At 71.1% G+C, this 26,113-nt stretch carries 28 protein-coding genes, 1 tRNA gene and 1 riboswitch; of the genes, 10 read left to right on the top strand and 19 right to left on the bottom strand.

Annotation, left to right across the window (positions count from 1 at the left end; genetic code table 11):
* The 3 genes from ACFWW8_RS11010 to ACFWW8_RS11000 are packed head-to-tail and all read right to left on the bottom strand — an operon-like array spanning position 1 to position 2,612.
* The gene (locus ACFWW8_RS11010; protein WP_386527032.1) at positions 1-1,497 is read right to left on the bottom strand and encodes a sodium:solute symporter; all 1,497 of its coding nucleotides are present in this window, start codon (positions 1,495-1,497) and stop codon (positions 1-3) included.
* 38 nt (positions 1,498-1,535) lie between these two features.
* Positions 1,536-1,733, bottom strand: coding sequence for a DUF3311 domain-containing protein (locus ACFWW8_RS11005; RefSeq protein WP_386526583.1), 198 nt, complete (start codon positions 1,731-1,733; stop codon positions 1,536-1,538).
* A 21-nt stretch (positions 1,734-1,754) separates the two neighbouring features.
* A complete protein-coding gene (locus tag ACFWW8_RS11000; RefSeq protein ID WP_386526581.1) occupies positions 1,755-2,612 on the bottom strand; it encodes a class E sortase in 858 nt (285 codons plus the stop codon).
* A gap of 56 nt (positions 2,613-2,668) precedes the next feature.
* Between ACFWW8_RS11000 and ACFWW8_RS10995 the strand changes: the two genes are divergently transcribed.
* The 3 genes from ACFWW8_RS10995 to ACFWW8_RS10985 are packed head-to-tail and all read left to right on the top strand — an operon-like array spanning position 2,669 to position 5,038.
* The gene (locus tag ACFWW8_RS10995; protein ID WP_386526578.1) at positions 2,669-3,685 is read left to right on the top strand and encodes an SEC-C domain-containing protein; all 1,017 of its coding nucleotides are present in this window, start codon (positions 2,669-2,671) and stop codon (positions 3,683-3,685) included.
* A complete protein-coding gene (locus ACFWW8_RS10990) occupies positions 3,682-4,581 on the top strand; it encodes a NaeI family type II restriction endonuclease (RefSeq protein WP_386526575.1) in 900 nt (299 codons plus the stop codon). The genes ACFWW8_RS10995 and ACFWW8_RS10990 overlap by 4 nt, the downstream gene beginning before the upstream one ends.
* Positions 4,556-5,038, top strand: coding sequence for a very short patch repair endonuclease (locus tag ACFWW8_RS10985; RefSeq protein WP_386526572.1), 483 nt, complete (start codon positions 4,556-4,558; stop codon positions 5,036-5,038). Before ACFWW8_RS10990 ends, ACFWW8_RS10985 begins: the two co-directional genes overlap by 26 nt.
* On the opposite strand, the gene ACFWW8_RS10980 is transcribed toward ACFWW8_RS10985, so the two are convergent.
* From ACFWW8_RS10980 to ACFWW8_RS10965, 4 genes are all read right to left on the bottom strand, one after another.
* A complete protein-coding gene (locus ACFWW8_RS10980) occupies positions 5,035-6,249 on the bottom strand; it encodes a DNA cytosine methyltransferase (protein WP_386526569.1) in 1,215 nt (404 codons plus the stop codon). The genes ACFWW8_RS10985 and ACFWW8_RS10980 overlap by 4 nt on opposite strands.
* A 122-nt stretch (positions 6,250-6,371) precedes the next feature.
* A complete protein-coding gene (locus ACFWW8_RS10975; protein ID WP_386526567.1) occupies positions 6,372-8,201 on the bottom strand; it encodes a DEAD/DEAH box helicase in 1,830 nt (609 codons plus the stop codon).
* Positions 8,198-9,613: a transcriptional regulator gene (locus ACFWW8_RS10970; protein ID WP_386526565.1), complete on the bottom strand. Its 1,416-nt coding sequence runs from the start codon at positions 9,611-9,613 to the stop codon at positions 8,198-8,200. The genes ACFWW8_RS10975 and ACFWW8_RS10970 overlap by 4 nt, the downstream gene beginning before the upstream one ends.
* 85 nt (positions 9,614-9,698) lie before the next feature.
* Positions 9,699-10,382: a hypothetical protein gene (locus ACFWW8_RS10965; RefSeq protein ID WP_386526563.1), complete on the bottom strand. Its 684-nt coding sequence runs from the start codon at positions 10,380-10,382 to the stop codon at positions 9,699-9,701.
* A 300-nt stretch (positions 10,383-10,682) separates the two neighbouring features.
* Between ACFWW8_RS10965 and ACFWW8_RS10960 the strand changes: the two genes are divergently transcribed.
* Positions 10,683-11,441 (top strand): hypothetical protein, encoded by a 759-nt coding sequence (locus tag ACFWW8_RS10960; RefSeq protein WP_386526561.1) that lies wholly within the window; start codon positions 10,683-10,685, stop codon positions 11,439-11,441.
* Here ACFWW8_RS10960 and ACFWW8_RS10955 read toward each other — a convergent pair.
* Together ACFWW8_RS10955 and ACFWW8_RS10950 are read right to left on the bottom strand one after the other, a co-directional pair.
* Positions 11,424-12,797, bottom strand: coding sequence for a hypothetical protein (locus ACFWW8_RS10955; protein WP_386526558.1), 1,374 nt, complete (start codon positions 12,795-12,797; stop codon positions 11,424-11,426). The genes ACFWW8_RS10960 and ACFWW8_RS10955 overlap by 18 nt on opposite strands.
* 138 nt (positions 12,798-12,935) lie before the next feature.
* The gene (locus tag ACFWW8_RS10950; protein WP_386526556.1) at positions 12,936-13,472 is read right to left on the bottom strand and encodes a GNAT family N-acetyltransferase; all 537 of its coding nucleotides are present in this window, start codon (positions 13,470-13,472) and stop codon (positions 12,936-12,938) included.
* 203 nt (positions 13,473-13,675) lie between these two features.
* Between ACFWW8_RS10950 and ACFWW8_RS10945 the strand changes: the two genes are divergently transcribed.
* Together ACFWW8_RS10945 and ACFWW8_RS10940 are read left to right on the top strand one after the other, a co-directional pair.
* On the top strand, positions 13,676-13,855 hold the full coding sequence (locus ACFWW8_RS10945) for a hypothetical protein (protein WP_386526554.1): 180 nt from the start codon (positions 13,676-13,678) through the stop codon (positions 13,853-13,855).
* A 59-nt stretch (positions 13,856-13,914) separates the two neighbouring features.
* A complete protein-coding gene (locus ACFWW8_RS10940) occupies positions 13,915-14,214 on the top strand; it encodes a hypothetical protein (RefSeq protein ID WP_386526551.1) in 300 nt (99 codons plus the stop codon).
* Between the two features lie 85 nt (positions 14,215-14,299).
* Here the strand turns inward: ACFWW8_RS10940 and ACFWW8_RS10935 are convergent, their stop codons facing one another.
* The 5 genes from ACFWW8_RS10935 to ACFWW8_RS10915 all read right to left on the bottom strand — a co-directional run bounded on the left by ACFWW8_RS10935 (position 14,300) and on the right by ACFWW8_RS10915 (position 19,631).
* Positions 14,300-15,766: a DUF445 domain-containing protein gene (locus ACFWW8_RS10935; RefSeq protein WP_386526549.1), complete on the bottom strand. Its 1,467-nt coding sequence runs from the start codon at positions 15,764-15,766 to the stop codon at positions 14,300-14,302.
* A gap of 241 nt (positions 15,767-16,007) precedes the next feature.
* Positions 16,008-16,715: a DUF1707 domain-containing protein gene (locus ACFWW8_RS10930; protein WP_386526546.1), complete on the bottom strand. Its 708-nt coding sequence runs from the start codon at positions 16,713-16,715 to the stop codon at positions 16,008-16,010.
* A 235-nt stretch (positions 16,716-16,950) separates the two neighbouring features.
* On the bottom strand, positions 16,951-17,925 hold the full coding sequence (locus ACFWW8_RS10925; RefSeq protein ID WP_386526544.1) for an ATP-binding cassette domain-containing protein: 975 nt from the start codon (positions 17,923-17,925) through the stop codon (positions 16,951-16,953).
* A 4-nt stretch (positions 17,926-17,929) separates the two neighbouring features.
* Complete coding sequence (locus ACFWW8_RS10920) at positions 17,930-18,799, bottom strand: ABC transporter permease (RefSeq protein WP_386526543.1); 870 nt, start codon at positions 18,797-18,799, stop codon at positions 17,930-17,932.
* Positions 18,792-19,631, bottom strand: coding sequence for an ABC transporter permease (locus tag ACFWW8_RS10915; RefSeq protein WP_386526540.1), 840 nt, complete (start codon positions 19,629-19,631; stop codon positions 18,792-18,794). Before ACFWW8_RS10915 ends, ACFWW8_RS10920 begins: the two co-directional genes overlap by 8 nt.
* 175 nt (positions 19,632-19,806) lie before the next feature.
* Here ACFWW8_RS10915 and ACFWW8_RS10910 point away from each other — a divergent pair, with 175 nt between their 5' ends.
* Positions 19,807-22,284: a transglycosylase domain-containing protein gene (locus ACFWW8_RS10910; protein WP_386526537.1), complete on the top strand. Its 2,478-nt coding sequence runs from the start codon at positions 19,807-19,809 to the stop codon at positions 22,282-22,284.
* Positions 22,285-22,324: 40 nt separating this feature from the next.
* Here ACFWW8_RS10910 and ACFWW8_RS10905 read toward each other — a convergent pair whose 3' ends face one another.
* The 3 genes from ACFWW8_RS10905 to ACFWW8_RS10895 form a co-directional block, all read right to left on the bottom strand.
* Complete coding sequence (locus tag ACFWW8_RS10905) at positions 22,325-22,645, bottom strand: DMT family transporter (protein WP_386526536.1); 321 nt, start codon at positions 22,643-22,645, stop codon at positions 22,325-22,327.
* Between the two features lie 29 nt (positions 22,646-22,674).
* Positions 22,675-22,747: riboswitch (guanidine-III (ykkC-III) riboswitch) on the bottom strand.
* A 72-nt stretch (positions 22,748-22,819) separates the two neighbouring features.
* Complete coding sequence (locus ACFWW8_RS10900; protein WP_351276517.1) at positions 22,820-23,122, bottom strand: co-chaperone GroES; 303 nt, start codon at positions 23,120-23,122, stop codon at positions 22,820-22,822.
* An 86-nt stretch (positions 23,123-23,208) separates the two neighbouring features.
* The gene (locus ACFWW8_RS10895) at positions 23,209-23,526 is read right to left on the bottom strand and encodes a DUF3618 domain-containing protein (protein WP_386526533.1); all 318 of its coding nucleotides are present in this window, start codon (positions 23,524-23,526) and stop codon (positions 23,209-23,211) included.
* Between the two features lie 105 nt (positions 23,527-23,631).
* On the opposite strand from ACFWW8_RS10895, the gene bcp reads away from it, so the two are divergent.
* The 3 genes from bcp to ACFWW8_RS10880 all read left to right on the top strand — a co-directional run bounded on the left by bcp (position 23,632) and on the right by ACFWW8_RS10880 (position 24,745).
* Positions 23,632-24,099, top strand: a complete 468-nt coding sequence (bcp, locus tag ACFWW8_RS10890) for a thioredoxin-dependent thiol peroxidase (RefSeq protein ID WP_386526530.1) — start codon at positions 23,632-23,634, stop codon at positions 24,097-24,099.
* 325 nt (positions 24,100-24,424) lie between these two features.
* Positions 24,425-24,613, top strand: a complete 189-nt coding sequence (locus ACFWW8_RS10885; RefSeq protein ID WP_386527029.1) for an HNH endonuclease signature motif containing protein — start codon at positions 24,425-24,427, stop codon at positions 24,611-24,613.
* Between the two features lie 48 nt (positions 24,614-24,661).
* Positions 24,662-24,745 (top strand) — tRNA-Leu (locus ACFWW8_RS10880).
* Positions 24,746-24,802: 57 nt separating this feature from the next.
* On the opposite strand, the gene rdgB is transcribed toward ACFWW8_RS10880, so the two are convergent.
* Complete coding sequence (gene rdgB / locus ACFWW8_RS10875) at positions 24,803-25,420, bottom strand: RdgB/HAM1 family non-canonical purine NTP pyrophosphatase (protein WP_386526528.1); 618 nt, start codon at positions 25,418-25,420, stop codon at positions 24,803-24,805.
* Positions 25,421-25,581: 161 nt separating this feature from the next.
* Positions 25,582-25,977, bottom strand: a complete 396-nt coding sequence (locus ACFWW8_RS10870; RefSeq protein WP_386526525.1) for a hypothetical protein — start codon at positions 25,975-25,977, stop codon at positions 25,582-25,584.
* Between the last annotated feature and the right edge of the window lie 136 nt (positions 25,978-26,113).

Raw genomic sequence — 26,113 nt, 5'->3', positions numbered from 1 at the left:
CTAACCGGCCCCGCCGACAACCGGTACGGCTCCGGCCTTCGGCAGCGGATCCCGGGCCAGCACCTCCTCGTCCGGCCGGCCGTCCGCGGTCTCCTCCGGGCCGAACCGGGACACCGCCAGCGCGACCGCCAGGTTCACCACGAGCGCCACCGCCCCCGCGTTCACCCCCCGCACCGGATCGTTCCCGGTGAAGACCAGCGCGCAGACCAGCCCGACGCCGACGACCAGCCCGCTCACCGCCCCCGCCGTCGTCAGCCCCCGCCACACCAGCCCCAGCAGCAGCATCGGCACCAGCTGCGCCATCCCCTCGTACGAGACGAGCGAGAGCCGCACCAGCGTGTTCGGGGCGACGTACGTCATGACCAGCGCGACCGTCCCGGCGAGCACGACCACCGTCTGCGACGCCCGCTTCTGCCGCTCCCCGCCGCCCCACCCCGGCACCAGCGACAGCACGCTGCGCCCCCACATCGTGCCGATGACCAGCATGAACACCGCCATCGGCACGATCGACGACAGCGCGGCGGCCACCCCGACCAGACCCACCGCCCAGGCCGGCAGCGAGTCCACCACCAGCTCGAACAGCGCGAGGTTGGTGTCCGCCCCGGCCAACCCCGGCACCACGAACAGCGCTGCCATCCCGAGCAGCATCGGTACGAGGAGCAGCACGTTGTAGGCGGGCAGCAGCACGGCGTTGCGGCGCAGCGCGTCGGCGTCGCGGGCGCCCAGGTAGCCCGCCACGGTGGTCGGGAAGATGACGACGGTGAGCGCGTTCAGCACGGTCGTGGACGCGAACCACGCGGTTCCGAGCTCGCCGCGCCCGCCCGGACCGGCCCCGTGCCCGGGCAGGGTCAGCCACTGCGGCCGCTCCGTCACGAGCCGGTCGAACAGCTCTCCGTAGCCGCCGAAGTAGTGCAGGGGCACGTACACCGCCAGGAACGCGAGGGTGCCGATGACCAGCACGTCCTTGAGTACCGACACCCACGCGCTGCCGCGCAGCCCGCTGACGACCACGAAACCGGTCGTGACCGCGAAGGCCACGAAGTAGGCCCACCCCAGCGGGACGGCCCCGTAGGTGACCGTGGAGACGACGACGCCCATGCCGGTGATCTGGAGCTGGATGTAGGGCAGCAGGAAGACGGTCGCGAGGACGGCGACCGCGGCTCCCAGCCAGGGGCGCCCGTACCGGTGGGCCACCATGTCGGTGATCCCGACCAGGCCGTGGCGCCGCGCGTAGTCCCACAGCAGCGGGCCGACCACGTACCCGAGGGCGTAGCCGCAGGTCATGTACGCGATCACGTACATGACCGGCGCCCCGTACGAGTAGCCCCAGCCGGCCGCCCCGAGGTAGCTGAAGCTGGTGTAGCCCTCGCCGGCCATCAGCACCCAGATGAACACGGTCCCCAGCGAGCGCCCGCCGACCGACCACTCGGCGAGCCCTCCCCCGCCCCCGCCGCGCCCGCGCACGGCGAGCAGCCCGAGCGCGACGGTCGCCACCATGGACACGGCGAAGACGCCGGTCGCCACCGCGGCCGCGCTCACCGGTGGTCCCCCCGCCAGGCCAGCCAGACGGCGAGCGGCGTCACCAGCGTGGCCCCGGCGCACCAGACGAGCAGGAACGGCACCCCGCCGATCCGCGGCTCCACCCGGTTCACGAGCGGCAGTGCGCCGACGAACAGCACGAAGGGAACGGCCAGCCAGGCCAGATGGGGGCGCTTGGCCCGGTCGGAACGCACCGCATCACCCTAAACAGGCCGCTACGGCCTGAGCGTCCCCCACACCACCAGCCGGTACCTGGAGGTGTATTCGGGCGTACAGGTGGTGAGCGTGATGTACGCGCCCGGCTCGCTGTAGCCGTACTGCGGCTTGACCACGCTGCGCGGCACCGGAGCGATCACCCCGGTGTCCCGCTCGGTGGTCTCGCCGAGGACCTTCCCGACCACGTACGTGTACCTGCGCCCCCGGACGTCGACCAGGAGCTCGTCCCCCACCCTCAGCCGGTTCAGGTAGCGGAACGGCTCGCCGTGGGTGTTGCGGTGCCCCGCGAGCGCGAAGTTCCCGCGCTCCCCGGGCGCCGCGGTGCCGGGGTACTGGCCGGCGTACCCCTTGTCGAGGACGGCCCGCTTGTCGACGCCCCGGGCGACGGGGACGGAGAGGCCGAGGCGCGGGACGCGCAGAACGGCGTACGCCGCCCCACTGCCGTACGCCGCCCCACCGGCCGCGGGCGCTCCGGCGGCGGGCGCGGGGGCCTTGGGCGCGGGCGCCCTGGACGCGGGACCGGACGGCACGGCGGCGGACCCGCTCGGGGAGGCCGACCCGCCACTCTCGGACCCCGGTTGGGGCGTTTCGACCGTTTGGTTGGATTCATGGGGCGGGGCGGCTTCCACGGATGGGGCGGGGGCGGAGTCCCACTCGCGCTCCAGGGCCCGTACCCGGTCCTGCGCGGCGGCAACGGCCTGCCGGTTCGTCCACCACACCTGGTGCACCACCAGCAACGCCACCACCACCCCCACGGTGGTGACCAGTTCGGCGCACACCCACAACACCCGCGCGAACGCCACCCGCGGCACCCGCCGTGCGCGACCCTGCACCACCACCGGTATGTGATCTCTCACGGGCGGCACCATAAGACCTCCCCCGCCAACTGACCAGCGGCAGTACGGTGTGAACCATGCGCCCCGACACGCCCGCAGAGCATATCGCCGAAGCCGAGCGCCTCATCCGCACGGCGACCCGCTACCCCGAGGACCAGGAGCCGTTGCTCCTCCAGGCCGCGGCCCACCTGGAACTGGGTGACGCACGCGATCGGGCGAGCGCCCTGTACGACCTGCTCCTGACGTCCGACCCCGCCGACCCGCTCCTGATCAAGGCCCTCCAGGCGGCCAACCTCTGGGAGTACGGCCACGAGGCCGAGGCCCGCGCCCTGATCTCGGGCATCCGCGCGGCCGCCCCCGCGGAACCGGCCCCCTGGGAGATCATCGCGGAGGCCCTGGAGGCCCACGACGAACTGGAGGCCTCGCACGACTGCTTCACCGAGGCCGCCACGCTCCTGATCACGGAGGACGCCCCGCTCACCCAGGCCACCACGGCCCTGCTGACCGGCCGCCACCGGGTCCGCCGCCTCCTGGGCCGGCCGCACGACGACTGGGACATGGTCGCCGACACCCGCCACATCGGCCCGATCCCGCTCGACGAGCTCCACGACCCGAAGCGCATCTGGGCCCTGGGCTCCGACGACCCGTCGGAACTGCGCGCGGAGATCGCCCGCCTGCGCGCGGAACTGGGCGACCGCCGGGCGGCGCTCTCCCGCCCGTTCCCGGTCGCGCTCCTGCACTGGCCCCAGCGCGAACTGGCCGAGCTCCTGACGAGCTACCCCACCCTGTCCGCGGAGTACCCCTCCCACGGCACCCACCTCGCCCGCATCGAGGCGTCCCTGCGCGCCCTGGCCGCCTCGGGCACCACGAACCTCGGCATCGTCACGGCGAGCGTCCCGTCCTTCGAGGCCTTCGCGGCGTCGGAGAAGACCTCCCCGGCCTCCCCGTCCCTCCTGGCGGAGTACGCCACCACCCTGGCGGCCCGAGGCAAGGCCACCCCGTGGCCCCCGACCCCGACGGCACCGTGCTGGTGCACCTCGGGCAAGCCGTACGCGGAATGCCACGGCGCCACGAGCCCCGCTGACCGCAGATGAGCCGGGGCCGCCTCGTCCTTCAGGAACCCGGGGAGGTCTGCACGGGCACCGGCACGGGTGAACACAGCCTGCGCACACCAGCCGAGGACTCCGAATTGCAGAAGGTCCTCGGCTGGCTGGCCCGGCATGATGTCGCTGGGCTGTACACGGGAGCCATAGCGAACGCGATCGACTACGTGCTCGACGGCGCAAGGACGGGCCGTTACGACCTCCGGTCCCCTGAGGTGCACCCCGGCGAGAAGGCCTCCGTGGGTGCGAAGCTGGAGTACGAGGTGCTGCGTTCCTTCAGCCTCCCGAAAGCGCCACCGCTCGACACTCTGATTGCTGGAGTCCCGGTTGATATCAAGGCAACCGTCGGGGCGAACTGGGCCATCCCTTCCGAGGCGCATTGCCACCTCTGCATCTGCACCCAGATACAGCTCGGCCGCAGCCGTCATCGTTCCTGGCTGGTCCGAGCGCACAGATCCTGGCTCTACCGTGGCGCGGGGAACCGGGATGGCAAACGGGGCCTCGCGGTGCGTGCCTGGGACCAGTGGAGCGTTCCGCTCTATGACTGGACACCTCTGCCGGTCAACCCTCTGACGCTGCTGTCTCCGGAGCAGGCCAGCCGCGTCCTGGCGCCGAAGCCCGGACAGGAGGAACGGCTCACGCTGATGTTCCGGTATCTCGAAGGGCGCATCATCCCGCGCAGTGTGATCTCAACAGTGGGGGCCGGACGCCACGACCCACTGCGAAGGGCCAGAGGCGTGAGGGAGCGACTGGCCCAGGATGGTCTCACTCTTCTCTGTGGCAAATTCCCCGAGCAGCGCGACGCCGCCGCCGCACACGCGATTACGCTGGGGCCAGAGGACTGGATTGCTCTGAGAACAGATGGAGAGCACGAGAGTGCAGGATGAGACGCCCTGGCAGCCCCCCGAGGGCTCCTGGGCTTCCACTGCGGCACGCCGACGCAACATGCAGGCCATCCGGAGTCGCGACACCAAGCCGGAGAAGGCCATCCGGCGCCTCGTGCACGCGAAGGGACTGAGGTACCGGATCGCGTCCCGGCCGCTACCTGCCCTCCGCAGGACGGCAGACATGGTCTTCCGGCCCGTACAGGTAGCGGTCTTCATCGACGGCTGCTATTGGCACGGCTGTCCGGATCATTACGTGTCGCCGAAGACGAACCCGGGCTACTGGTCCGGAAAAGTAGCGGGGAACGTGGCCCGGGACCGCGACACTGACCGGAGGCTCGGGGAAGCCGGCTGGCTCGTGCTCCGGTTCTGGGAACACGAGGAGCCCGCCGCATGCGCCGAGGACATCGCCGCCGCGGTCCAAGAACGGCGCGGCCGATCCCGGACCGCAGAGGGCTAAAATCCGATGCCATCCCCTGACGTGCCTACGATCTTCGGGCCGGCGGCCCGGAGAACCTTCGCGATCGCCTCGCCTACCGCGCGGGCCACCGGTGGCGGGAAGGCATTCCCGACCTGTCGGTACTGAGCCGTCTTCCCCGGGGTCCTCTCCCGCTCCGGGTCCCCTTCGAAGTCCCACTCCGGCGGGAAGCCCTGAATGATCGCGGCCTGACCGACCGTGAGCATCGGGCCGTCAGGCCGGAACAGATCTCGGTCTTCGCTCTGCTTCTTCTCCAACTCCTTGGGCGAGTTGGCTACGCCCAAAGCATTGACACCCAGCAACTTCCACGCTGCCTTGGCACGACTCGGCCCCAGGTCCGCACCGCCGTGCTTCTTTGACCCGCCGACCAGAGTGGGCGCGATGCCGCCACTCATGTCCTGCCAGCGTTTGAGCGCCTTCTCGGCCTTGAGCTTGCTCTCTCCGCCCCGCTGCAGGAAGGGTTCGTACCTGGCCTTCATCGTCTCATCGAGCGCTTTTCGGACGGTCCACAGTTCTTCCTTCGGGGCGGGCCAGTGGAATTCCTGGCCGTCAAGGACGTCCTTGTGGATGGCCACGAGAATGGCGCGGGGACGGAGCTGAGGGACGCCAAAGGTACTGGCTTCGAGGACCCTCCATCCGCACACCTGATAACCAGCACCCTCGTAGTGCTGCTCGACACCCGTCTGGGGATCCACCGCAGCGCCACCCTGCAGGCGCGCTTCAACCCAGGTGCGGTATTCCTCGAACTTGTCGTCCTTGATACCTCGAACGTTTTCAATCATGACCGCGTGCGGCAGCACTTCATCTACGAGATCGAGCATGCGAGGGAATAGGTCGCGCTCGTCGTCCTTGCCCAGCTGCTTGCCAGCATGCGAGAAGGGCGGGCACGGGACACCACCAGCCAGGAGGCTGAGCTCGCCTCGCCGCAGGGAGCCCTTAAGGAATTTGAGCGGCTTCTCAAGCTCAACCATAGGCTTGAAGTCATTCACATCATTATGAATGATGTCGCAATTTTCCCGTTCGAATTCCCAGCCGTCACGGTGCTCGACGTTGCGCCGCAGTGTGGCCGCAGCGTGCTGGTCGATCTCAACGAGCGCAAGGTGACTGAAACCGGCCTGGTGGAGGCCGATGGCCTGGCCCCCAGCTCCCGCGCAAATCTCAATCGAGGTCAGCGTGTGATCGCTGGCTCCCATCGAGTCCTCCTGGTGTGGCAGATGCAGACAGGCAAGTGTCGCACCTGCCACCGACACTGGCGGCACTTCGACCTATGCAGACGCGCTGGCCTCGCTGCCCCCGGGCCCCTCATCGTCCCCTGTCACACCCTGGCAACTCCCATATGGTGCAGCAGCGCCCGCACGTCGGCTTCGTCCATGCCCGCTGCTCCAGGCCGTTCCTCCTGCAGATCGCCCAGCTGACGAACGGCAGGGTCGTCCAGGATGGCGCCCATGAACTCAAGCTTTTCGGCCAGGCGAAGTGTCACCACCTCGTCGATGGTTCCGCCTGAGACGAGCACCGTGACACGCGTCTCAGCATCCGGAGCCAGGCCCAGACGATGGATGCGGTCGAGGCTCTGCAGGAAGCGGCCCGCCATGAAGTCACGGTCGACGTAGACGGCATCGTGGCAGTCCCGGTGGAGGCTGATGCCCTCCCCCAGAGTCGCGGGATTAGTGATCAGTACGACGCAGTCGGGATCTTGCCTGAAGCGTCTGATCTGCTCCTCACGGTCCGGCGTCCCGCCGTGGACGACGGCAGGCTGGTAGGCGCTGAGCAGCTGCTCAAGGCTCGTGATGTTCCGGACGAAAGTCGACCACACGAGGGTCTTGCGGCCCGCGGCCGCATTCCGGGAAACGATGTCCTGTACGGCACGGTACTTCGGCGGCATTTCATGCTGCGGAAGCTTTTGCAGCAGTCTGAACAGCGATTCGTTCTCCGCAGCCTCCAGGGGGGGTACCTGGAAGCTGAGAGGTTCGTACCTGCTGCTGCCTTCCACCAGCAGGGCAGGACTCGTCGCGGCCATCAGCAGCCGGAGCATCGCCTTGCCCAAGGCGTCGAAGTCATCCCTTGAAGCTTCGGCCCGCGCGGTGAAACGCCCGACCAGTGCGTCGTAGATCTCCCGGTGAAGGCCCTCCAATTCCACCGTCCGGATCACTGGCTGGAAGGGCGGCAGCCCGAGCTCGCTCTTCGTCGTACGTGTGAAGAGCGGCCGCAGCACCGAACTGGCATGAGCGAGATCCCCGCCCGCCACGGCTTGCGTGACCACGCGGCGCCCATGACCGGGCCAGACAAACGACAGCAGATTCTCCAGATCGCGGGCTCCGTTCGGAGCCGGTGTGCCCGTGAGGATCAGCCGACGGCGGCTGAGTGGCCCCAGCGCCATGCAGGCGCTGCCGTACGTCCCCCGCGCCCCGAGCTTCATCCTGTGCGCCTCGTCCAGGATGACCATCGAGGGCAGTGCGCGCAGCCAGCCGGCTAGCCCGGCAAGCGAACGGTCCAGCCGTTCGTAGTTGACCACCAGGATCTCGGCGTGCGGATCCGGCAGCCTGTCCATGACCTTGATGGCCGGAGGCGAAGCGAAGCATTCCTGGGCTTCTGACAACCACGACTCATATGCGGACTTGGGACTCACGACCAGGAGACGCCGTGCCAGCCCGCGCTCCTTCATCGCCGCGTACACGGCCAGGCCGACTCTGGTCTTACCCGCACCGGGAACGCTGAAATTCGCGCCGTGACGCATGGAGAGCAGACGGCCGATGTCCCTGAGCTGGAAGGGCGTCAGATCGGCCTGCCAGTCCAGACCCAGATCCGTGACCACGGATTCGTTACCCGGGCGATCGGACGCAGTTGACTCCTGACTCAGGCGTTCCTCTGCCTGATCAGCGTCATCGAGCACTTCGCTGACCAAGGCGAGGAGATCATCGTCCCACTGAACGGACTCGGCTGCCGGCCAGTCCGACAGCGCGTTGATACCGGTCAGGAATTCATCGAGCGGAATCTCAAGCATCAGCAGCCCCAGCCGGACACTGTCCGGGAAACCCACTGCCAGATGCGTCAGATCGGTGCTGTACGGCGCCGCCGACTGGAGCACCGCCTTGGTCCGGGACACGTCGAAGCCGAGCCGGAGTGACGGTTCTGCAATCTCGGTCACCGTGCTTCCTGCCGCATGAGGTCGAGAAGCCACGCCACGCCGTCGCCAGGTTCCGCGATGCTGCGCGAGGTCTCCCGCGCCAGCTTGAGCATGCTCGCCTTCAACGTCAGCACCGCCTCGTCGAAACTCTCCTCGTCCAGGCTGCGCGAGGCACGAGCCAGCGTCATGTCCGTGATGCACTGATCAATATCCTGGGCGGCGTCGTGCAGACGGTCAGGAGCCGCCTGCTTGCGCTTGCGCACCCGGGCGTCCTTCCCCGCCGGCACCAGCGCTTCCTCGACCGCTTCTCTCGCCTGCTTCCAGATGGCGGCAGCACCATCCGCCTGCTCACGCGGTACCGCCCCGGGTGCCTTCTCGACCGCTTTGGCCTGCAGCAGCAGATTGGTGAACGCTTTGGCGGCCGCCACCTGCGGGCTCTCAACTCCTACGGTCCGGTTCAGGCCCGGGATAACACGCGCAGCAGGCGCGGCGGGAGTCTGCCTCAGCTGTTCCGGAAGATGGCGGTGCAGGTAGCGTGCCCGGAAGTCCACGTCAGCGAGACGGACATCCGTTTTCGAGAATTCAAGGACGATCAAGGCCAGCTTGTTCTCCTTCAGCAAGTCAGCCTGTCCCGTATTCTGCTTGGACTCCTTGGCGAAAGCACGGTGCAGCTCGCGCAGCTTCTCCTGCTGGTCCTCAAAGTCCATCAGCTTGAGCTCAACCGTTCCCGTCCTGGAACGGTTGACCAGGTCCTTGAGGGTGGTGAGCACCCACTGGTCCTCCTTCGCCGTCTCGGGCCTGATCCTGAAGTCCTTGGCGATGTCCGCGAGCGGCCTGCCGCTGCCCACTTGCTCTTCGATCGTCAGGAGCCGGTTAATGTAGGAGTACGGCCTGCGGGTGTCATGGCGCAGCTGCAGCGAGAGCTCGACCGAGTTGATATCGGACCACGTGCAGGTTTCCGGAAGAACACCCACGCGGACGCTGCGCACGCCCAGTTCCCGCAGTGCAGCTACCCGGGTATTGCCGTTGACGAGAACCCCGTCCCGGGTGATGAGCCCCGGCTCGTTCTGGCGGTACTCCTTCAGGCTGCTCTTGAGGTCCTCGAAGTCACCGTCTCGCTTGGCCGGGTTGGAAGGCAGCGCCTGCAGCAGGTAGCGAAGGTAATCCTGGCTCTCCTCACTCCACGCGTCAGCCGTGAGCAGACGGTCACGGTCCGGGTCGAAGCTGCGCTGCGCCCGGATCCGGTGCGTGGAAGGGTTGAAATACACCTGGTCGATGGGCATGTCGATGACCTGGACAACCATCGGCTTGGTCCGCCACTCGATGGTCAGAGTCTCCTGGAGCCCCTGGCCGGCGGCAGCTTCTTGGAGCCGCTTCTCCACCAGTTCCTGATTCTCGATGGCGCGGGGCGGCCGGCCGAAGTCCGTGCTCACGGTGTTTGGTCCTCCAGTACGAGTGCGGGGGTGTGCGAGGTGCGGGGGCAGGGACCGCACGCGGCCCGTGCCCTCCGGGCCGGAGTCACGCCGGCGGCAGCGCCAGGGCTTCGCGGACCTTACCCCGGGCATCGGCCGGCAGGGTCCGGATGTCAGCCCACAGCCTCTCCACCTCGGCGAACTCGCGCGTGTCCGCGTCGATCCAGTCCGTGATCGTCTTGCGTTCCATGGCGCCGAGCCGTCCCAGCCGGACCAGGACGGATCCCAGGTCCGCGGTCAGCTCCCGGCCGCCCACCCGGCAGCGGTTGCATTCGGCTACGAGCTCCACCGTGCTGTTGCCGTCAGGGAGCAGCACGGGGCGCCGCGCGATGTCAAGCTGTGCCGACTCGTACGTGCCGGCGAAGGTCTCCCCCGGGGTGATTCCGCACGACCTGCAGTGATGTCCGTCGCGGGCCAGCACTTCACGGCGCTGGGTAGCGGTGATCGAACTCGTCGGCTTCGTGCCCTTACCGGGCTCCCATACCGGTTCTCCCTGCGCGACGAAGCGCTGTTCGTGCTGCCCCAGGGTCGCGTCCTCGCGCTGGGTATCGATCCTCCATCCGAAGTCACGCAGATCACGCACCCGTCGGTCGGCCTGGCTCACCCCGGGAAACGCAGCCTTCACATCTTCCTTGGTGAAGGGGTTTCCCTCCCCCACCACAGCGACGAGCCACAGCGCCGCGCGCTTCATCGTGCCGAGCTTCTGATCCGTCCACGAGGGAAGGCCCATTGCGTATCTCCTAGATCAGTACAGAACAGACAGGCACAGCTTGGCCGGACCGTGGGCCGTTTCCCCCACAGGCAGTCTCGGCGGATGCGACAACTCTCGCCTGCCTACCGGGCCTGAAGCCACCTCTTGCCCGATATCGAGGTCTCCTGAAAACCGCGGAAGGTTCTCCGGGGACCTCGTTGCAGGAAGACTGCGGTCTCTGACGATGTGACAGCGCCCGGTGAGAATGGAGATGCGGTGCCGCGTAAGGCCAGGTGGAAAGAGCTTTCAGAAGAACTGCCCGAGGATCACCGGAATCTCGTGAACATGCTGCGCAGGGTGCGCGAGTGCTCGGACCGGACCCAGGCGGACATCGCTTCCCGGGCGTTCCTCGTAGCCTCCAGCCTCTCCAACCACCTCAACGGTGGCCGCATACCGGAGGAGTCACTGCTCAAGGCCTTCTACGCCACTGTGCAGGGCGACGCCAGCACGCATGGCACGCAACTGCCCTGCACGCTGCCGGAACTGCTGGAGCTGCGGCATCTCGCCCGCATTCAGCACTGTGGATGCCCCACCCACCCGGTTAGTGCACCGTCCTCGGCGGTACACGGTGATGATCCGCCGGCTTCCGTAGCGGTACCCATCCGCACCGCCCCCTCCAGGCGCTTCAGGCGCCGCCGCCTCACCGCCCGGTACAGGGCACTTTCACGCTCCCCACTGTCCGCTGTCCCAGCCGGGAGTCAGGTGCCGGTCCCCCCTGCAGAGGGGGACCGGCACCGTACGGAACTCTCCGGTGCGACCTGGACCGAGCTGGAGACGCTGACCCGCTTCCTCGCCGAAGGCAGGAATCGTGACGCTGGATTCCTCCTGTGGCGTGCCGGTAAGACGCTCAGCACGGATCAGGTCATCGAGGCGGTGGCCTCGTGCAGGGATGCCGGACTGAACGAAGCCGCCGAATCCCTGCTGGCCGGCGTGAGCGAACGTGCCGACAGACAAGCCGTGCTGAACATCACCGCCGCCTTCCAGGATGCGGGCCGACGCACGGACGTTGGCTTTCTGCTGTCAGTTGCCTCCCAGTAACTGGAGTGGCAGCAAGAGTTGTTGGTGGCCGCGGGCTGTTGTCGTGGGTGGGGTGGGGCGGGTGGACGCGAGGGTGAGGAGGGTGCGGAGGGCTGCCAGGACCTCCGTCGGGGTGTCGCGGATCATCGACGGGGTGGCGCTGACGACCAGCACGCCGTGGGCCTCCAGGCGCAGGCGGCGGCGGAGGGTGGCGTGCCAGGAGTCGCGGGTGTAGTGGTACTCCGCCGAGTCGATCTCCAGGGCCACGCCCTCGTCGGGCCAGTACGCGTCCGGGCTGGCCAGGAACGCGCCGTCCGGGGTGTGGAGGCGGGCGTTCCACAGCGGGGTCGGGAGGTCCGACGCCGTGAGGGTGTCGCGGGCCCGGGCCTCGGCGATCGAGCGGACCCCGGCCAGCAGTTCCGCCGCCGCGGCGGCGACCGCGGGCCGGGTGAGGAGGCGGGAGGCGCGGAGCTCGGCGTGCAGGTCGCGCGGGTGGCACCAGCCAGCCTGGACGACCCCCGCGAGGACCGACCGGACCCGGTCGGGGTCTTCCGTACGGGCGGCGAAGTCGGCGGCCGCGCGCACCGGGCGGGTGCTGGGGACGCCGGACACCGTGATGGTGCGCGGCCAGCGGGAGGTCGGCAGCGGGCGTACGTGCGCGGTGGCGGCGAGCCGGCGCGGGGAGCGGATCAGTACGTCGACGGGGCTGCCGGGGGCGTACGGGGCTTCGCGGATGCCGAGCAGGGCGAGGGTCGCGGCGCCGGTGAGGGCGGCCGTGTCGCCGGTGAGGGGGTCCGCGGTGAGCTCGGCGGCGTACAGGACGGCGGAGAGGGCGCGTTGACGCTGGTCCGGGGGGCCGGTCTGGAGGAGGTAGACCCGGGGCAGGAGGCGCTGCCAGGGGCCGCCGGGCCGGGAGCGGGAGGTGATCGTGCCGGAGGGGACGCCGGCGGCGGTGAGCTGGTGGCGCGTGGCCAGGTTCAGCTGCCGGCGCGCGGCCCGCGGCGGGCGCTGCCCCTGCGGCTCGCACCGCGGGCCGGGGCGGGACCGCGGGCTGGGGCCGGACCGCGGGCCGGGGCCGGGCTCACGCCACCCCTCGGGCTCGCGGTGCCCGTCAGGCTCGCGCCGCCCGTCGGGCTCGCGCCGCTCGTCGGGGCCGGGCCGCCCGTCGGGACTGCTCCGCGGGCCGGGGCCGAGCTCGCGGTGCCCGTCAGGCTCGCGCCGCCCGTCGGGGCCGGGCCGGTCCGCGGGGTTGGACTGCGGCTCGCTCCGCGGGCCGGGGCCGGGGCCGGGCCTCGGGTCGGGCTCGCAGCGCCCGTCGGGCCCAGGCCGCGGGCCGGGCGCGCTCCGCCCGTCGGGGCCGGGCCGCAGGTCCGGCACCTGCGTTGCGTCGGGCTGCCGGGGAGGGCGGCCCGGGCCGGGGTGGGCGGGACGGCGGTTCGGGCGGGGGCGGGGGCGGGGTTGCCGCGTGGTGATCATGCGGCCGGTATGCCCGGGCGCGGGGGTGGCGTACCGCCCTCAGCGAGCCGGGTGCTCCGGCGACAGGAACACGACGACCCCCGTCTCGGTGCCCGGCCGGGCCGGGACCTCGTGCCAGCCCAGGCGGCGGTAGGTCGCCACCGTGTCCCGGGCCAGGCGGGACGTCAGCAGCCAGGCCCGCCGGTCCGGGGCGTCGGCGGTGATCTCGGTGAGCAGGGCCCGGCCGGTGCCGTGGCCGCGCGCGTAGGGGCGTACGGCGAGCTCGTCTATCTCCAGCGCGCCGGTCAGGAGCTCCTTCACCCGGGCGGCGCCGAGTTGGGCGGTCACCTGGGCGTAGCCGCGGACCTTGGGGAAGGCCGCCGGGGTGATCCAGCCCGTGGCGAAACCGTCGATGCCGGTCGCGGACTGGGCGAAGGCGGTACGGAACCCACGGCGCCGGGCGTCGGCGGGGAGACGGGTCGCGAACTGGCGAATGGTTTCTTCATCCTCGTTCCACGGCGGGCCGGAGAAGACGTCGGCATAGACGTCGACCAGTTCGTCCGCGAGGTCGAGGACGGCCTGTCCGTAGCAGATCACGTTGTTCTGGCTCCTGAGGTCGGGGTGTGCGGGCCCGGGCGGCGCGCGAGGGGGGGGCGTCCGGGCATGTGGCCCTTGTGGGTTGAGAGCGAATTTATTGGCTCCGCGTTCCCGTCGCGGACATCACACGGATCCGGCGAGTATGCGACAAATCACCTTCCGGCCCTCCGTGTCGGGACACCCGGCGGCCGCGTTGAGCAGCCGTGGACAGAATGCTTCGAACGGTCGGCCGGTGCGCGCTCGCCTTCCTCCTCGCCCTGGGCGTCCTGGCGTTGCTCCCGCACGCCGTGCTGGACGCGGTGCCGGACTCCGTGATCGGCGGGGCCGTGATCGTGCTGGTGTGGGTCCTGGGCACCCGCCGGGTGGCCGGTCGAGCGCGTTAGCCTCGTCCTCGTAGTCTCACAGTGAAGCTCATGGGGCAAGACGACCGAAGGAGTTGGACATGGCTCGGGTACCGAGCTCCGCCGTGGCGGCGGCCGGTCTGGTCGGCGGGTACGCCGTCGCCCGGTGGACCAAGAAGCGGCCCCTGGGCGGTGTCGTGCTCGGCGCGGCCGGACTCGCCGCCGGGCGGGAGTGGCACCGTCGGGGCGGCGTGCCGGCGGCCGCCGGACTCGGGGCGCTCTACGTCGCCGCGTTCGCCGGCTCGCACCCGCTGGCCAGGAAGGTCGGCGCGTGGCCGGCCGTGCTCGGGGCCGCGGGCGTCGTCGCCGCCGCCACCTGGGCCGTCGCCGACCGCGGCTAGCTCCACCTTCCCGGCCGGGGCCACCCGGCCGGGGCCACCCGGCCGGGGCCGGCGGCCCCGGCCCGCCGCCCGAACCACCGCCCCGCTACGCGCCGAACGCCTGCGACACCGAGTAGATCAGCAGGCCCGCCAGGGCGCCGACCACCGTTCCGTTGATCCGGATGAACTGCAGGTCGCGGCCGATGTGGGCCTCGATCTTGCGGGACGTGTGCTCGGCGTCCCAGCCCGCCACGGTGTCCGTGATCAGCGAGGTGATCTCGGTGCGGTAGGTCGTGACGACGTACACCACCGCCCCCTCGATCCAGCCCTCCACCTTGTCCTGGAGACGGCCGTCCGTCGCCAGCCTGGCCCCCAGTGTCATCAGCGAGGACCGGACCCGCAGGCGCAGCGCGCTCTGTTCGTCCTCCGCCGCCGAGATCATCATCGACCGCACCGCGGTCCAGGCGGAGGCGATCACGTCCTGCACCTCGTCGCGCGCCAGCAGCTCGGACTTGAGGCGCTCCATCCGCGCCCGGGTCTCCGTGTCCGACTGGAGGTCGGCCGCGAAGTCCGTCAGGAACCGGTCGACCGCCCCGCGCGCCGGGTGCTCCGGCATGTCGCGCATCTCCGTGACGAAGCGGAGCAGCTCCTTGTACACGCGGTCGCCGATCTTGCGGTCCACGAACCGCGGGGTCCAGCCGGGTGCCCCGCCCTGGACGGCGTCCATGACCGCTTCCCCGTGCGTGACCAGCCAGTCGTGGGCGCGCGCGCACACGAGGTCGACGGCCCGGTGGTGCCCGCCGTCCGCGACGACCCGCTCCAGCGTCTTGCCGATGCCCGGCGCGATCTCGGCCGTCTCGGCGCGCCGGGTGATGGCCTCGCCCACGACCGCCTGCACGTCGGAGTCGCGCAGTACGGTCAGCGCCCCGCGCAGCGCGGTCGCCAGCTCGGCCGTGACCCGGTCGGCGTGCTCCGGCTCGGCCAGCCAGGCGCCGAGGCGGCCGCCGATGCCGAGGGCGTGGAGGCGGGCCTTGACCACGTCGGAGGAGAGGAAGTTCTCGCCGACGAACTCGCCGAGGGAGACCCCGAGCTGGTCCTTCTTCGTAGGGATGATCGCGGTGTGCGGGATGGGCAGCCCCAGTGGCCGCCGGAAGAGAGCGGTGACCGCGAACCAGTCCGCGAGCGCGCCGACCATGCCGGCTTCGGCCGCGGCGGCGACGTACCCGGCCCAGCCGCCCGCGCCCCAGGCGTTCTGGGCGTACTTGGCCAGTACGTAGACCAGCGCGACCAGGAGCAGCAGTCCCGTCGCGGTGGCCTTCATCCGGCGGACGCCCTGGCGGCGCTCCTCGTCGGCCGCGCTGAACACGAACGCCCCGCGGGCGGGTACCGCCGGCCGCGCCGCCCGCCCGGTCGCCTTCGGGCCGCCCTGATCCGAGGCCCTGCCCGGGTCCGAAGGGCCGCCCGGCGGCGGTCCCCCGGGCGGGGGGTCGATCGGCCGCGGGGTACTGCCTCCGGCGGTGGTGCGGTTGTCCACGTGCTCCTGCTTTCCCCGGGGACGCCGGTTTGTCTGCATAGCATCCGACTCCCGGGAGCCGCGAGGAGTTCCCGGCACGCCGTGTCACTCCCGCCGGCGCCATCGCGCCCCCGTGCGGACACCCGTGCGCGTACCCGCATCCGGACCGCTCAGCCAGCGGGGGAACCGGGCGCCCCCCGCGTCGGGCCGGACCGACGCCGAGCCGGACCGGCGCCCGCACCCGTCCGGCGCCGGCGCCCGGCCGGCCGCCCCGACGTCCGCCGGCTCCGCCCCGCTCCCGTCAGTGCTTCTTGCGCAGCGACTTCGGACCGTCGGGGCCCTTGGGGAGCTTCGGGGACTTCGGCGCCTTGACCCTGACCTCCACCCCGCCCCAGAACGCGAAGCCCGTCACGACCACCCGGGGGGCGCCCGGCTCCGCCGGTCCCGGGGTGTCGCGCTGGTCGAAGGCGCCCATCACGCCGATGCCCCGGACGTCGACCTCGACCCCCGGCGGCACCGTGATCTGGACGCCCCCCATGACCGCGACGCAGCTGATCACGACCTCGCGCTGGGCGAAGTCCGCCTCGCGCAGGTCCAGCTCCCCACCGCCCCAGAACGCCACCGCGTCGAAGCGCGCGGGGACGACCCACCGGCCCTTGCGCTGGAAGCCCGACATGACCGCGACCGCCCCGGACGAACTCCCCGCCTCCCGGCCGACCCGCTCGGCCCAGGGCCGCACCGTGCCCCCGCCCGCGAACGGCACCGGCACCGGGGAGGCCGCCGGGACGACGCCCCCCGGGACGCCCGGCACCGCCGGCAGGTCACGGGTCAGCGGTTCGAGTTCCGCGTACGTACGGGACGTGTAGGCCGCCTCCAGTCGCTCCTCGAACTCCTCCATGTCGAGTCGGCCCTCGGCCACCGCGTCGCGCAACCGCTCCGCCACCCGGTCCCGGTCGGCATCGGACGCCCTCAGCTCCGGCAACGGCTTCTCCGGCCGCTCGTCACTCATGCGGCCCAGCCTATGCACGGATCCACGGGAGTTGTATGGCCCGCCGCCCCCCTGCACCCCGGCCTCGACCCTGATTTATCCCCGACCCGCGGAGGGTTCCGCCCCCGAGCCGCCGACGCCGTCACCCCCGACCCGCGGAGGGTTCCGCCCCCGAGCCGCCGACGCCGTCATCCCCGGCCCGCGGAGGGTTCCGTCCTCGAGCCGCCGACGCCGTCATCCCCGGCCCGCCCCCTCGTCACCCCCGGCCCGCGTACATCCGCGCGATCACGTCCTCGATGTCCGGCTCCCGCACCGACAGGTCCACCAGCGGGTACCGGGCCGCCACCTCCGCCACCAGCGGCGCCGCCGAGGCCCCCGCCGGGAACGCCAGCCACTGCCGCGGCCCGTCCACCTTCACCACCCGCGCGCCCGGCACGCTGAGCGGCGCGAGCTCCCGCTCCAGGTCCACCACCAGCGTCCGCTCGCTCTCCCCGACCGACCCCGCCGAGTGCAGCCCCTGCAGCGGCCCGTCGTACATCAGCCGGCCGTGGTCGATCACCATCACCCGCTCGCACAGCTGCTCGATGTCCTGGAGGTCGTGCGTGGTCAGCAGCACCGTCGTGCCGAGCTCCTCGTTCAACTGCCGCAGGAAGCCGCGCACCTTCGCCTTGCTCACCACGTCGAGCCCGATCGTCGGCTCGTCCAAGTACAGCACGTCCGGATCGTGCAGCAACGCCGCCGCGATGTCCCCGCGCATCCGCTGCCCCAGCGAGAGCTGGCGCACCGGCACGTCGAGCAGCTCGGCCAGGTCCAGCCGGTCCACGCAGCGCTCCATGTTCTGCGCGAACCGCGCCGCCGGAATCCGGTACATCCGCCGCATCAGCCCGTACGAGTCCTTCAGCGGCAGGTCCCACCACAGCGTGGTCCGCTGCCCGAAGACCACGCCGATCCGGTGCGCGAGCCGCATCCGCTCCCGCGCCGGGTCGATGCCCGCGACCCGCAGCCGGCCGCCGCTCGGGGTCAGGATGCCCGTCAGCATCTTGATCGTGGTCGACTTCCCGGCGCCGTTGGGCCCGATGTAGCCGACCATCTCGCCCCGCGCCACCTCGAAGCTGAGCCCGTCCACGGCCCTGACCTGACGCTTCTCCCGGCGCACCAGCCCCACCCGGCGCCGTACGTCGAACACCTTCTCGACCCCGTCCAGCGTGATCAGCGCATCCGCCACAGCCAACTCCCTAGCTTCCCGTGCTTCGGTACGAACGGACGCCCGCACGCCACGCCAGCGACGCGGGCAGGAACACGGCGAACGCCACCAGCGGGCTCACGAACGCGGCCCACTGCGGCAGCCCCAGCGGGTCCGGCCGGCCCAGCAGGTACAGCGCGGGCAGCCAGTTGACGAAGGCCAGCGGGACGATGAACGTCACCCCGCGCAGCAGGTCCTTGCCGAACACCGTCGGCGGGTACTGGAGCATCGTGCAGCCCCCGTACGTGAAGGAGTTCTGCACCTCCGCCGCGTCCCCGGCCAGGAACTGGAACGCCGCGCCCGCCACCATCACCGCCCCGAAGATCGCCGCCCCCGCCGTGATCATCACCGGCACCAGCAGCACCTTGCCGACGGTCCACTCCAGGTCCAGCGCGGACACCGCCCAGGCCAGCAGCCCCAGCCCCTGGGCCATCCGGCCCAGCCGGCGCAGCGCGAACCGGTCCGCCGCGACCTGCGCGAGCACCGGAACCGGACGCACCAGCATGGTGTCCAGCGAGCCGTCGCGGATGCGGGAGCCGATCCGGTCGGTGTTGCCCAGGAGCAGGTCCGCCAGGCCCAGGGAGGCCGAGCAGGACCCGTACAGCAGGGCGACCTCGGGCAGCGTGAAACCGCCCAGGACGTCCACGTGCGAGAACATGATCGCGATCGCGACGAAGTCCAGGAGCGTGATCGCCGCGTTCCCGAAGGTCGACAGGAAGAACGACGTCCGGTACGTCATCGTCGACCGGATCCACATCGCCACGATCAGCCCGTACCCCCGCACCCCCTCCACCGCCCGGTTGCGCCGGGGCAGCTCCGGCCCCCACTCCGTCCGGCTCCGCGCCAGCACCGCCTCAGCCACCCTGGACCACCACCTTCCGCGTCGCCGCCGACTGCACCAGCCGGCCCGCCCCCAACAGGACGACCGCCCACCCGGCCTGGAACGCGAGCGCCCCGGCCGCCGCCCCCGCCCCCGCGTGCTCACCCAGCAGCACGTCCATCGGAACCTGGAGCATCGCCGCCCACGGCAGGGTCCGGACGACCTCGCCGAAGCCGCCCGGGAACACGGTGAGCGGCAGCAGCATCCCGGAGAAGAAGATCGTGACCACGGTGGCCATCAGGTTGATCCCCGCCCCGTCCATCAGCCAGAACGCCGCCAGCCCCAGCAGGTAGCGCAACGCGAAGCTCACCACCAGCCCGAGCGTGACGGAGACCAGGAACAGCAGCCAGCGCGCCGGGTCCGCCGGCAGCGCCAGTGGGAACGCCAGCGCCCCCGCCAGCATCGGCAGCGCCCCGCGCCCCGCCAACTGAAAGGCGGCCCGGCCCAGATCGGCCGCCAGCCACCACAACTGGAGGTCCGCCGGCCGGTACAGGTCGACGGCGATGTCCCCCGTGCGCACGCGCTCCTGGAGCTCCTCCTGGAACCCGCCGCCGATGAGCGCCGCCGCGGCGAGCAGCGCCTGGCTGACCCACACGAAGGTCAGGGCCTGCGCCTGGTCGTAGCCGCCGAGTCCCGGCCGCTCGTCCCACAGCGCGATGTACGTGTACGCGACGATGAAGCCGAACACGGTGTTCGTGAACACCCCCGCCGCCGTCGCCGTCCCGTAGGTGGCGTAGCGCCGGAATCCCCCGGCCGCGACCGCCAGGTAGAGACGTAACCACGACCGTGCTCCCCCGCCAGCTCTCTGACGCACCGTATCCCTCCGTTTCCCACGTCGTTCCTACGTCGGCCAAAGCGCGCGAGCTTAGTGCGGAGGGGCGATCCCCGCGACCGGTTTTACGCCCGTCCGGCTCGGAACCCGCGGCCATCGGGTAGACACCATGAGGTACAGAAGTGGATATTTCGCACGGCGCCGAGGAGTCCTGGAGATGAGCGACCCGTCACCACCACCGGGCTGGAACCCTCGCGACCCGGACACCCCGCCCGGAGACCCGCGGGCCCGGCAGTCCCCGCGGCAGCCCGGTACCCCCCGACAACCGGGCACGTCACAGGACCAGGGACCACCCGGGAAACCCGGGAAGCCCGGCAGGAGGACGCGCGGCCGGCGGACCGGCGTGCGCCGCTACCTCCCCACTTGGCGCATGGTCGCGGGCGGCGTGCTGCTGGCGGCACTGCTGCTCGGCGGCGCCCTCGTCGCCGGCTACCTCCTGGTCGACATCCCCCCGGCCAACGCCGCGGCCACCGCCCAGTCGAACGTCTACCTCTACTCGGACGGCTCCCTGATCGCCCGCGACGGCGAGGTCAACCGGGTCAACGTCGCGCTCTCCCAGGTCCCCCGCACCGTCCAGGAGGCCGTACTGGCCGCCGAGGACCGGGACTTCTACTCCGAGCGGGCGGTCGACCCCAAGGCGATGCTCCGGGCCGCCTGGAACACCGCCACCGGCAAGGGCACCCAGTCCGGTTCCACCATCACCCAGCAGTACGTGAAGAACTACTACCTGGGCCAGGAACAGACGATCAAGCGCAAGGCCAAGGAGTTCTTCATCGCGATCAAGCTCGGCCGCGAGAAGTCGAAGGACTACATCCTGGAGGGCTACCTGAACACCAGCTACTTCGGCCGCAACGCCTACGGCGTCCAGGCCGCCTCCCAGGCCTACTACGGCAAGGACGTCGACCGGCTCACCACCGCCGAGGGCGCCTACCTCGCCACCCTCCTCAACTCCCCCAGCGCCTTCGACGTCGTCTTCCACCCGCAGAGCCGCCCGCGCGCCGTCGCCCGCTGGAACTACGTGCTCGACGGCATGGTGAAGAAGGACTGGATGCCCGCCGCCGAGCGCGCGGCCACGCAGTTCCCCGAGCCCGGCAAGGTCCGTACGGCCGCCGGGCTGTCCGGCCAGCGCGGCTACCTCGTCGAGGCCGTCAGGGACTTCATCGTCGATCGGAAGGTCCTCGCCGACAAGACCCTCGCCGAAGGCGGCTACCGCATCACCACGACCATCGACCGGCGCCGCCAGAACGCCTTCGTCGAAGCCGTCGACGGCGAGATGGTGAGCAGGCTCGAACCGGACAAGCGCAAGGCCGACCGCCTCGTACGGGCCGGCGGGGTCTCCATCGACCCGGCCACCGGCAAGGTCGTCGCCATGTACGGCGGCATCGACTACACCAAGCAGTACGTCAACAACGCGACCCGGCACGACTACCAGGTCGCCTCAACCTTCAAGCCGTTCGTCTTCGCGGCCGCCGTCGAGAACGGCTCCCGCACCCAGGACGGCCGCCGCATCACCCCCCACACGGTCTACAACGGCGACAACAAGCGCCGCGTCGTGGGCACCCGCATCCCCTACGCCCCCGAGAACGAGGGCCAGGTGTCGTACGGGAACATCACCGTCACCACCGCCACCGACCTCTCCGTCAACGCCGTCTTCGCCCAGATGGTCGTCGACGTCGGCACCGACGAGGTCAAGAAGACCGCCGTCGCCCTCGGCATCCCCGAGGACACCCCCAACTTCGACTCCGGCCCGGCCATGGCGCTCGGCACGATGCAGGCCAGCGTCCTGGACATGACCCAGGCGTACGCGACGCTCGCGGACCACGGCCGGCGCACCCCGTACACCTTCCTGGAGGAGATCACCAAGGGCGGCGACACCGTCGGGCTCCCCGCCCGCGAGCCCGCCCAGGCCGTCAGCCGCGAGGCCGCGGACACCACCACCTCGGTGCTGGTCAGCGTCGTCGACAACGGCACGGGCACCGCGGCCCTCGCCGCGGGCCACCCCGCGGCCGGCAAGACCGGAACCGGTGAGCTGGACCGCTCGGCCTGGTTCGCGGCGTACACCCCGGACCTGGTCACGGTGGTGGCGATGATGGGCCAGGACCCCGACACCGGCACCCTCCAGTCCCTGTACGGCGCCCTGGGCGAACCCCGGATCGGCGGCGGTGGCTACCCGGCCCGGATCTGGGCCGCGTACACGAAGACGGCGCTGGAGGGCACCGACCCGCTGGACTTCGAACTCGACCTCCAGCCCGGCGCGGCCGACCCGCCGCCACTGCTGCCGCCGTCCGAGTCCGACACCCCGCCGCGAACCCCGGGCGGCCGCACCCCGACGCCCCCGCAGCGGCCGGGCCGGCCCACGCCCCCCACCCCGTCCACGGGCGGCCAGGACCAGGGCGGCCGGACGAACAACGGCCAGGGCGACGGCGGCCGCACGGACGGCGGACAGGGCGACGGGGGCCAGGGCGACGGCGGACAGACACAGGGGGGCCAGACGCAGGGAGGCCGGACGAACGGCGGCCAGACAGACGGCGGCACCACCCAGGGCAACCAGGGCGGCACCACCGCGGGCACGGAGGGCACGGAGGGGGGCGCCACCGAGGGGCTGCGCCCGCCGCCGTCCGCGTTCCTGGAGTGACACACCGGCCGGACCCGGGCCGGGGTGCGCCCCGGTCCGGTCACTGGCCGGAGGTCGCCTTCAGCCCCACGACGGCCACCAGCAGCAGGCAGATGAAGAAGATCCGGGCGGCGGTGACGGGCTCACCCAGCACCGCCATACCGAGCACGGCCGCACCGGCGGCGCCGATGCCCACCCACACCCCGTACGCCGTGCCGATCGGCAGGGTCTTCGCGGCGTAGGACAGCAACACCATGCTGGCGACGATCCCGGCACCCGTGAACACACTGGGCCACAGCCGGGTGAAACCCTCGGTGAACTTCATTCCGATCGACCAGCCGACTTCGAGCAGACCGGCGACGAGCAGCAGGATCCAGGCCATGACGGCACCTCCGGGACGAGAGCGAACGGGGTGCGTCGTCTTGTCCTCAACCCGGTACGGCGCGTCTCGTCGGGGTACTCTCCCACCGTAGCAAAGGGCGGGGTGCGGGGCCGGTGACCCTGGTCACCGGCCCCGCACCCCGCCCGTCGTCGTGTCCGCCCCGCCGTCAGGGACTCAGAGGTACAGCCCGGTGGAGTCCTCCGACCCCTCCAACCGCTCGGCGGCCACGGCGTGCAGGTCGCGCTCGCGCATCAGCACGTACGTCGCCCCCCGCACCTCCACCTCGGCCCGGTCCTCGGGGTCGTACAGCACCCGGTCGCCGGGCTCGACACCCCGCACGTTCTGCCCGACCGCGACCACCTCGGCCCAGGCCAGCCTCTTGCCCACCGCGGCCGTCGCCGGAATGAGGATGCCGCCGCCCGAGCGGCGCTCGCCCTCCGGCAGGTCGGACTTCACGAGCACGCGGTCGTGCAGCATGCGAATGGGCAGCTTGTCGTGGGTGGTTTTCTCGCTCACGCCCCGAACCTACCCGCCCGCACCCGCCCGGCACGCCGGAGGGGTCGTCAGCGCTTGCGGCGCGCCGACACCACGATCAGGCCGACGACACCGACCGCGAGCAGGGCCACGGGCACGATCCGCTCGACGCGCGGAGCCCCGTCCTCGTCGCGGAACCGGCTCGTCACGTCCGTCACCAGACGGTTCACCGACACGTAGGCGCGCCCGGCGGTGTGGTCGACCGTCGAGGCGACCTTGGCCTTCGCGTCCCCGATGATCGTCTTCGGGTGCATGCGCACGCCGATCTCGTCGAGCGTCTCGGCGAGCTGGTCGCGGCGGCGGACGATGTCCGCCTCGATCTGTGCGGGGGTCCTGGCTTCCGGCACCGCGCTGCCTCCGTCGTCGTGTGGTCTGTGGGCATGATCCGTCATGGACACTCTGTCAGCTTAGGCTCATGCCGTACCGATCCCCTCCCGAGGAGACTGTCTGACATGAGCGAGCGACTCCAGCCGGGCGACACCGCCCCCGCCTTCACCCTGCCCGACGCGGACGGCAACGAGGTCTCGCTCGCCGGCCACAAGGGCCGCAAGGTGATCGTCTACTTCTACCCGGCCGCCCTGACGCCGGGCTGCACGAAGCAGGCCTGCGACTTCACGGACAACCTGGACGCCCTGGCGACGGCGGGCTACGACGTCATCGGCGTCTCCCCGGACAAGCCGGAGAAGCTGGCGAAGTTCCGCGAGCAGGAAAGCCTGAAGGTCACCCTGGTCGGCGACCCCGACAAGGCCGTCCTGACGGCGTACGGGGCCTTCGGCGAGAAGAAGCTGTACGGCAAGACGGTGACCGGGGTGATCCGCTCCACGGTGGTCGTGGACGAGGAGGGCAAGGTCGAGCACGCCTTCTACAACGTCAAGGCCACCGGGCACGTAGCGAAGATCATCAAGGACCTGGGCATCTGACCCTCCGCCTGCCCCGCCGGAGCGGCCCGCACCCCCCGGCGCGGGCCGCTCCGCTGATCGGCCGATATCCCCCGTAACCGCCTGCCCACCACCCCGTCACTCCGTACGAGGGCCGTACGCACGGCCGGGGGTTCGGCACCGAGTGGCGCGACTCGGCCTCGATACCTCACATTTCACGCGGCGGTCCTGGAGCACCACACCCCCTCGCCCGCCGAAGCTCACCGCGCCACACACACTCGTCACCCTGCCGAAGGGGTCCCCCCGGACCAACCGGGCTCGGCCGCATCGCGCCTTGCAGGAAACCGGTCATCCGTACACCTGCACCATGTGCGGGTACCCCGGCGAGTGGCTCGGCCGGCCGATCACACTCCAGATCGACCACATCAGCGGAGACTGGCTGGACAACAGCCCCGAAAACCTCCGCTACGCATGCCCCAACTGCCACTCTCCGACTGATACGTGGTGCCGCAAACGCCGCCCCGCCTCTGTCGCTTCCCCAACCGCCGCCCCGTAGACTGATTGCGCCCCAGACGGACCTGGTGTCCGAATTGGGCAATATGTCGCGGTTGTGATGGAATGGCTAGACATGCTGGGTTTAGGTCCCAGTGGGGTAAAACCCGTGGGGGTTCGAATCCCCCCAACCGCACACCTACGACGAGGGTCCCGTACGCAGCTGCGTACGGGACCCTCGTCGTACCGGGCGTCAGCCGCCCAGCAGTTCCCGGACTTCCGGGATCAGGGCGCGGAAGGCCTGGCCGCGGTGGGAGATGGCGTTCTTCTCCGCCGCCGTCAGCTCCGCGCAGGTGCGGGACTCGCCCAGGGGCTGGAGGACCGGGTCGTAGCCGAAGCCGCCCGTGCCCGCCGGGGCGTGGCGCAGAGTGCCGAGCAGGCGGCCCTCGACGACGCGCTCGGTGCCGTCCGGGAGGGCCAGGGCGGCCGCGCAGAAGAAGTGCGCGCCGCGGTGCTCGTCGCCGATGTCGCCGAGCTGGGCCAGCAGGAGCGCGAGGTTGGCGGCGTCGTCGCCGTGGGCGCCGGCCCAGCGGGCGGAGAAGATGCCGGGGGCGCCGTTGAGGACGTCCACGCACAGGCCGGAGTCGTCGGCGACGGCGGGCAGGCCGGTGGCCCGGGCGAGGGCGTGGGCCTTGAGGAGGGCGTTCTCGGCGAAGGTGACGCCGGTTTCCTTCACGTCCGGGATCTCGGGGTACGCGTCCGCGCCGACCAGTTCGTGCGGCAGGCCGGCGTCGGACAGGATCGCGCGGAGTTCGGTGACTTTGCCCGCGTTGCGGGTGGCGAGGACGAGGCGGCTGGGCGTGGAGGTCATGCCGGCCATTATTCCGGTCCGCGGGGGGCCAGCGGCCGGACGCTTCCGCGCGGGCGGCCCGACGGGCCGGTCCGGGGGGCCGGGACCCGCTCCGGGGGCCGGGGCCGCGCGACCGGGCCCACACCCCCCGTGCCCGCCCCGCGCGCCGCGCCCCGGTCGCGTCAGCCGGGGGTGCAGACCTTGGAGAGTTCGCTCGCCGCGTCGGCGACGGGCTGGATGTCCGGGGTGGCGTCGCCGCCTTCGATCGAGGTGCGGACGTTCTGGACCGCCGTCTCCATCGAGTCGATGGCCTTGCCCAGATCGGCGTTGTCCGTCTGGTCGCCGATCTTCTTGAGGTTGGCCTCGATCGCGTCGAGCGCGTTCTGGGCGTCCTGCGGGCTGTTGCCGGCCTGGGAGACCGCCTGCTGGAGGTCGTTCGCGCCGTCCGTGATGGCCACCGCCGTGTTGGCGCAGTCCATCGCCGTGGAGATGGCGTCGCAGGCGGAGAGGCCGGGTATGGCCAGGGCCGCGGCGAGGGCCACGGCGGCGATGCGGTGCTTCGGCTTGATCGGCTTCACTTCGGGTCCCCCAGGAACTCGGATACGTGGACATCGGGTGCGCAGGTGCGCGACATCGGGTACGCGGGTATGCGGACGGGCGCACGGCTCTGACACCGTGCGCCCGTACCGGCGTAGACGCCGGGTCGCGCCCGGC

The sequence above is a fragment of the Streptomyces sp. NPDC058701 genome, from assembly GCF_042715295.1.
Lineage (GTDB): Bacteria > Actinomycetota > Actinomycetes > Streptomycetales > Streptomycetaceae > Streptomyces.
The sequence above is the reverse complement of the archived record's forward strand: the minus strand, read 5'-3'. Positions and strand labels throughout refer to the sequence as shown.

What these genes read in the sequence shown, in the direction of transcription:
- ACFWW8_RS11010 (WP_386527032.1), bottom strand. Translation starts at nt 1,497, where the DNA reads ATGGTGGCGACCGTCGCGCTCGGGCTGCTCGCCGTGCGCGGGCGCGGC.
- ACFWW8_RS10935 (WP_386526549.1), bottom strand. Translation starts at nt 15,766, where the DNA reads ATGCAGACAAACCGGCGTCCCCGGGGAAAGCAGGAGCACGTGGACAAC.
- ACFWW8_RS10985 (WP_386526572.1), top strand. Translation starts at nt 4,556, where the DNA reads ATGGAGAGCACGAGAGTGCAGGATGAGACGCCCTGGCAGCCCCCCGAG.
- ACFWW8_RS10980 (WP_386526569.1), bottom strand. Translation starts at nt 6,249, where the DNA reads ATGGGAGCCAGCGATCACACGCTGACCTCGATTGAGATTTGCGCGGGA.
- ACFWW8_RS10910 (WP_386526537.1), top strand. Translation starts at nt 19,807, where the DNA reads ATGAGCGACCCGTCACCACCACCGGGCTGGAACCCTCGCGACCCGGAC.
- ACFWW8_RS10965 (WP_386526563.1), bottom strand. Translation starts at nt 10,382, where the DNA reads ATGGGCCTTCCCTCGTGGACGGATCAGAAGCTCGGCACGATGAAGCGC.
- ACFWW8_RS10995 (WP_386526578.1), top strand. Translation starts at nt 2,669, where the DNA reads ATGCGCCCCGACACGCCCGCAGAGCATATCGCCGAAGCCGAGCGCCTC.
- ACFWW8_RS10885 (WP_386527029.1), top strand. Translation starts at nt 24,425, where the DNA reads ATGTGCGGGTACCCCGGCGAGTGGCTCGGCCGGCCGATCACACTCCAG.
- rdgB (WP_386526528.1), bottom strand. Translation starts at nt 25,420, where the DNA reads ATGACCTCCACGCCCAGCCGCCTCGTCCTCGCCACCCGCAACGCGGGC.
- ACFWW8_RS10930 (WP_386526546.1), bottom strand. Translation starts at nt 16,715, where the DNA reads ATGAGTGACGAGCGGCCGGAGAAGCCGTTGCCGGAGCTGAGGGCGTCC.
- ACFWW8_RS10905 (WP_386526536.1), bottom strand. Translation starts at nt 22,645, where the DNA reads ATGGCCTGGATCCTGCTGCTCGTCGCCGGTCTGCTCGAAGTCGGCTGG.
- ACFWW8_RS10900 (WP_351276517.1), bottom strand. Translation starts at nt 23,122, where the DNA reads ATGCTGCACGACCGCGTGCTCGTGAAGTCCGACCTGCCGGAGGGCGAG.
- ACFWW8_RS10940 (WP_386526551.1), top strand. Translation starts at nt 13,915, where the DNA reads ATGGCTCGGGTACCGAGCTCCGCCGTGGCGGCGGCCGGTCTGGTCGGC.
- bcp (WP_386526530.1), top strand. Translation starts at nt 23,632, where the DNA reads ATGAGCGAGCGACTCCAGCCGGGCGACACCGCCCCCGCCTTCACCCTG.
- ACFWW8_RS10990 (WP_386526575.1), top strand. Translation starts at nt 3,682, where the DNA reads ATGAGCCGGGGCCGCCTCGTCCTTCAGGAACCCGGGGAGGTCTGCACG.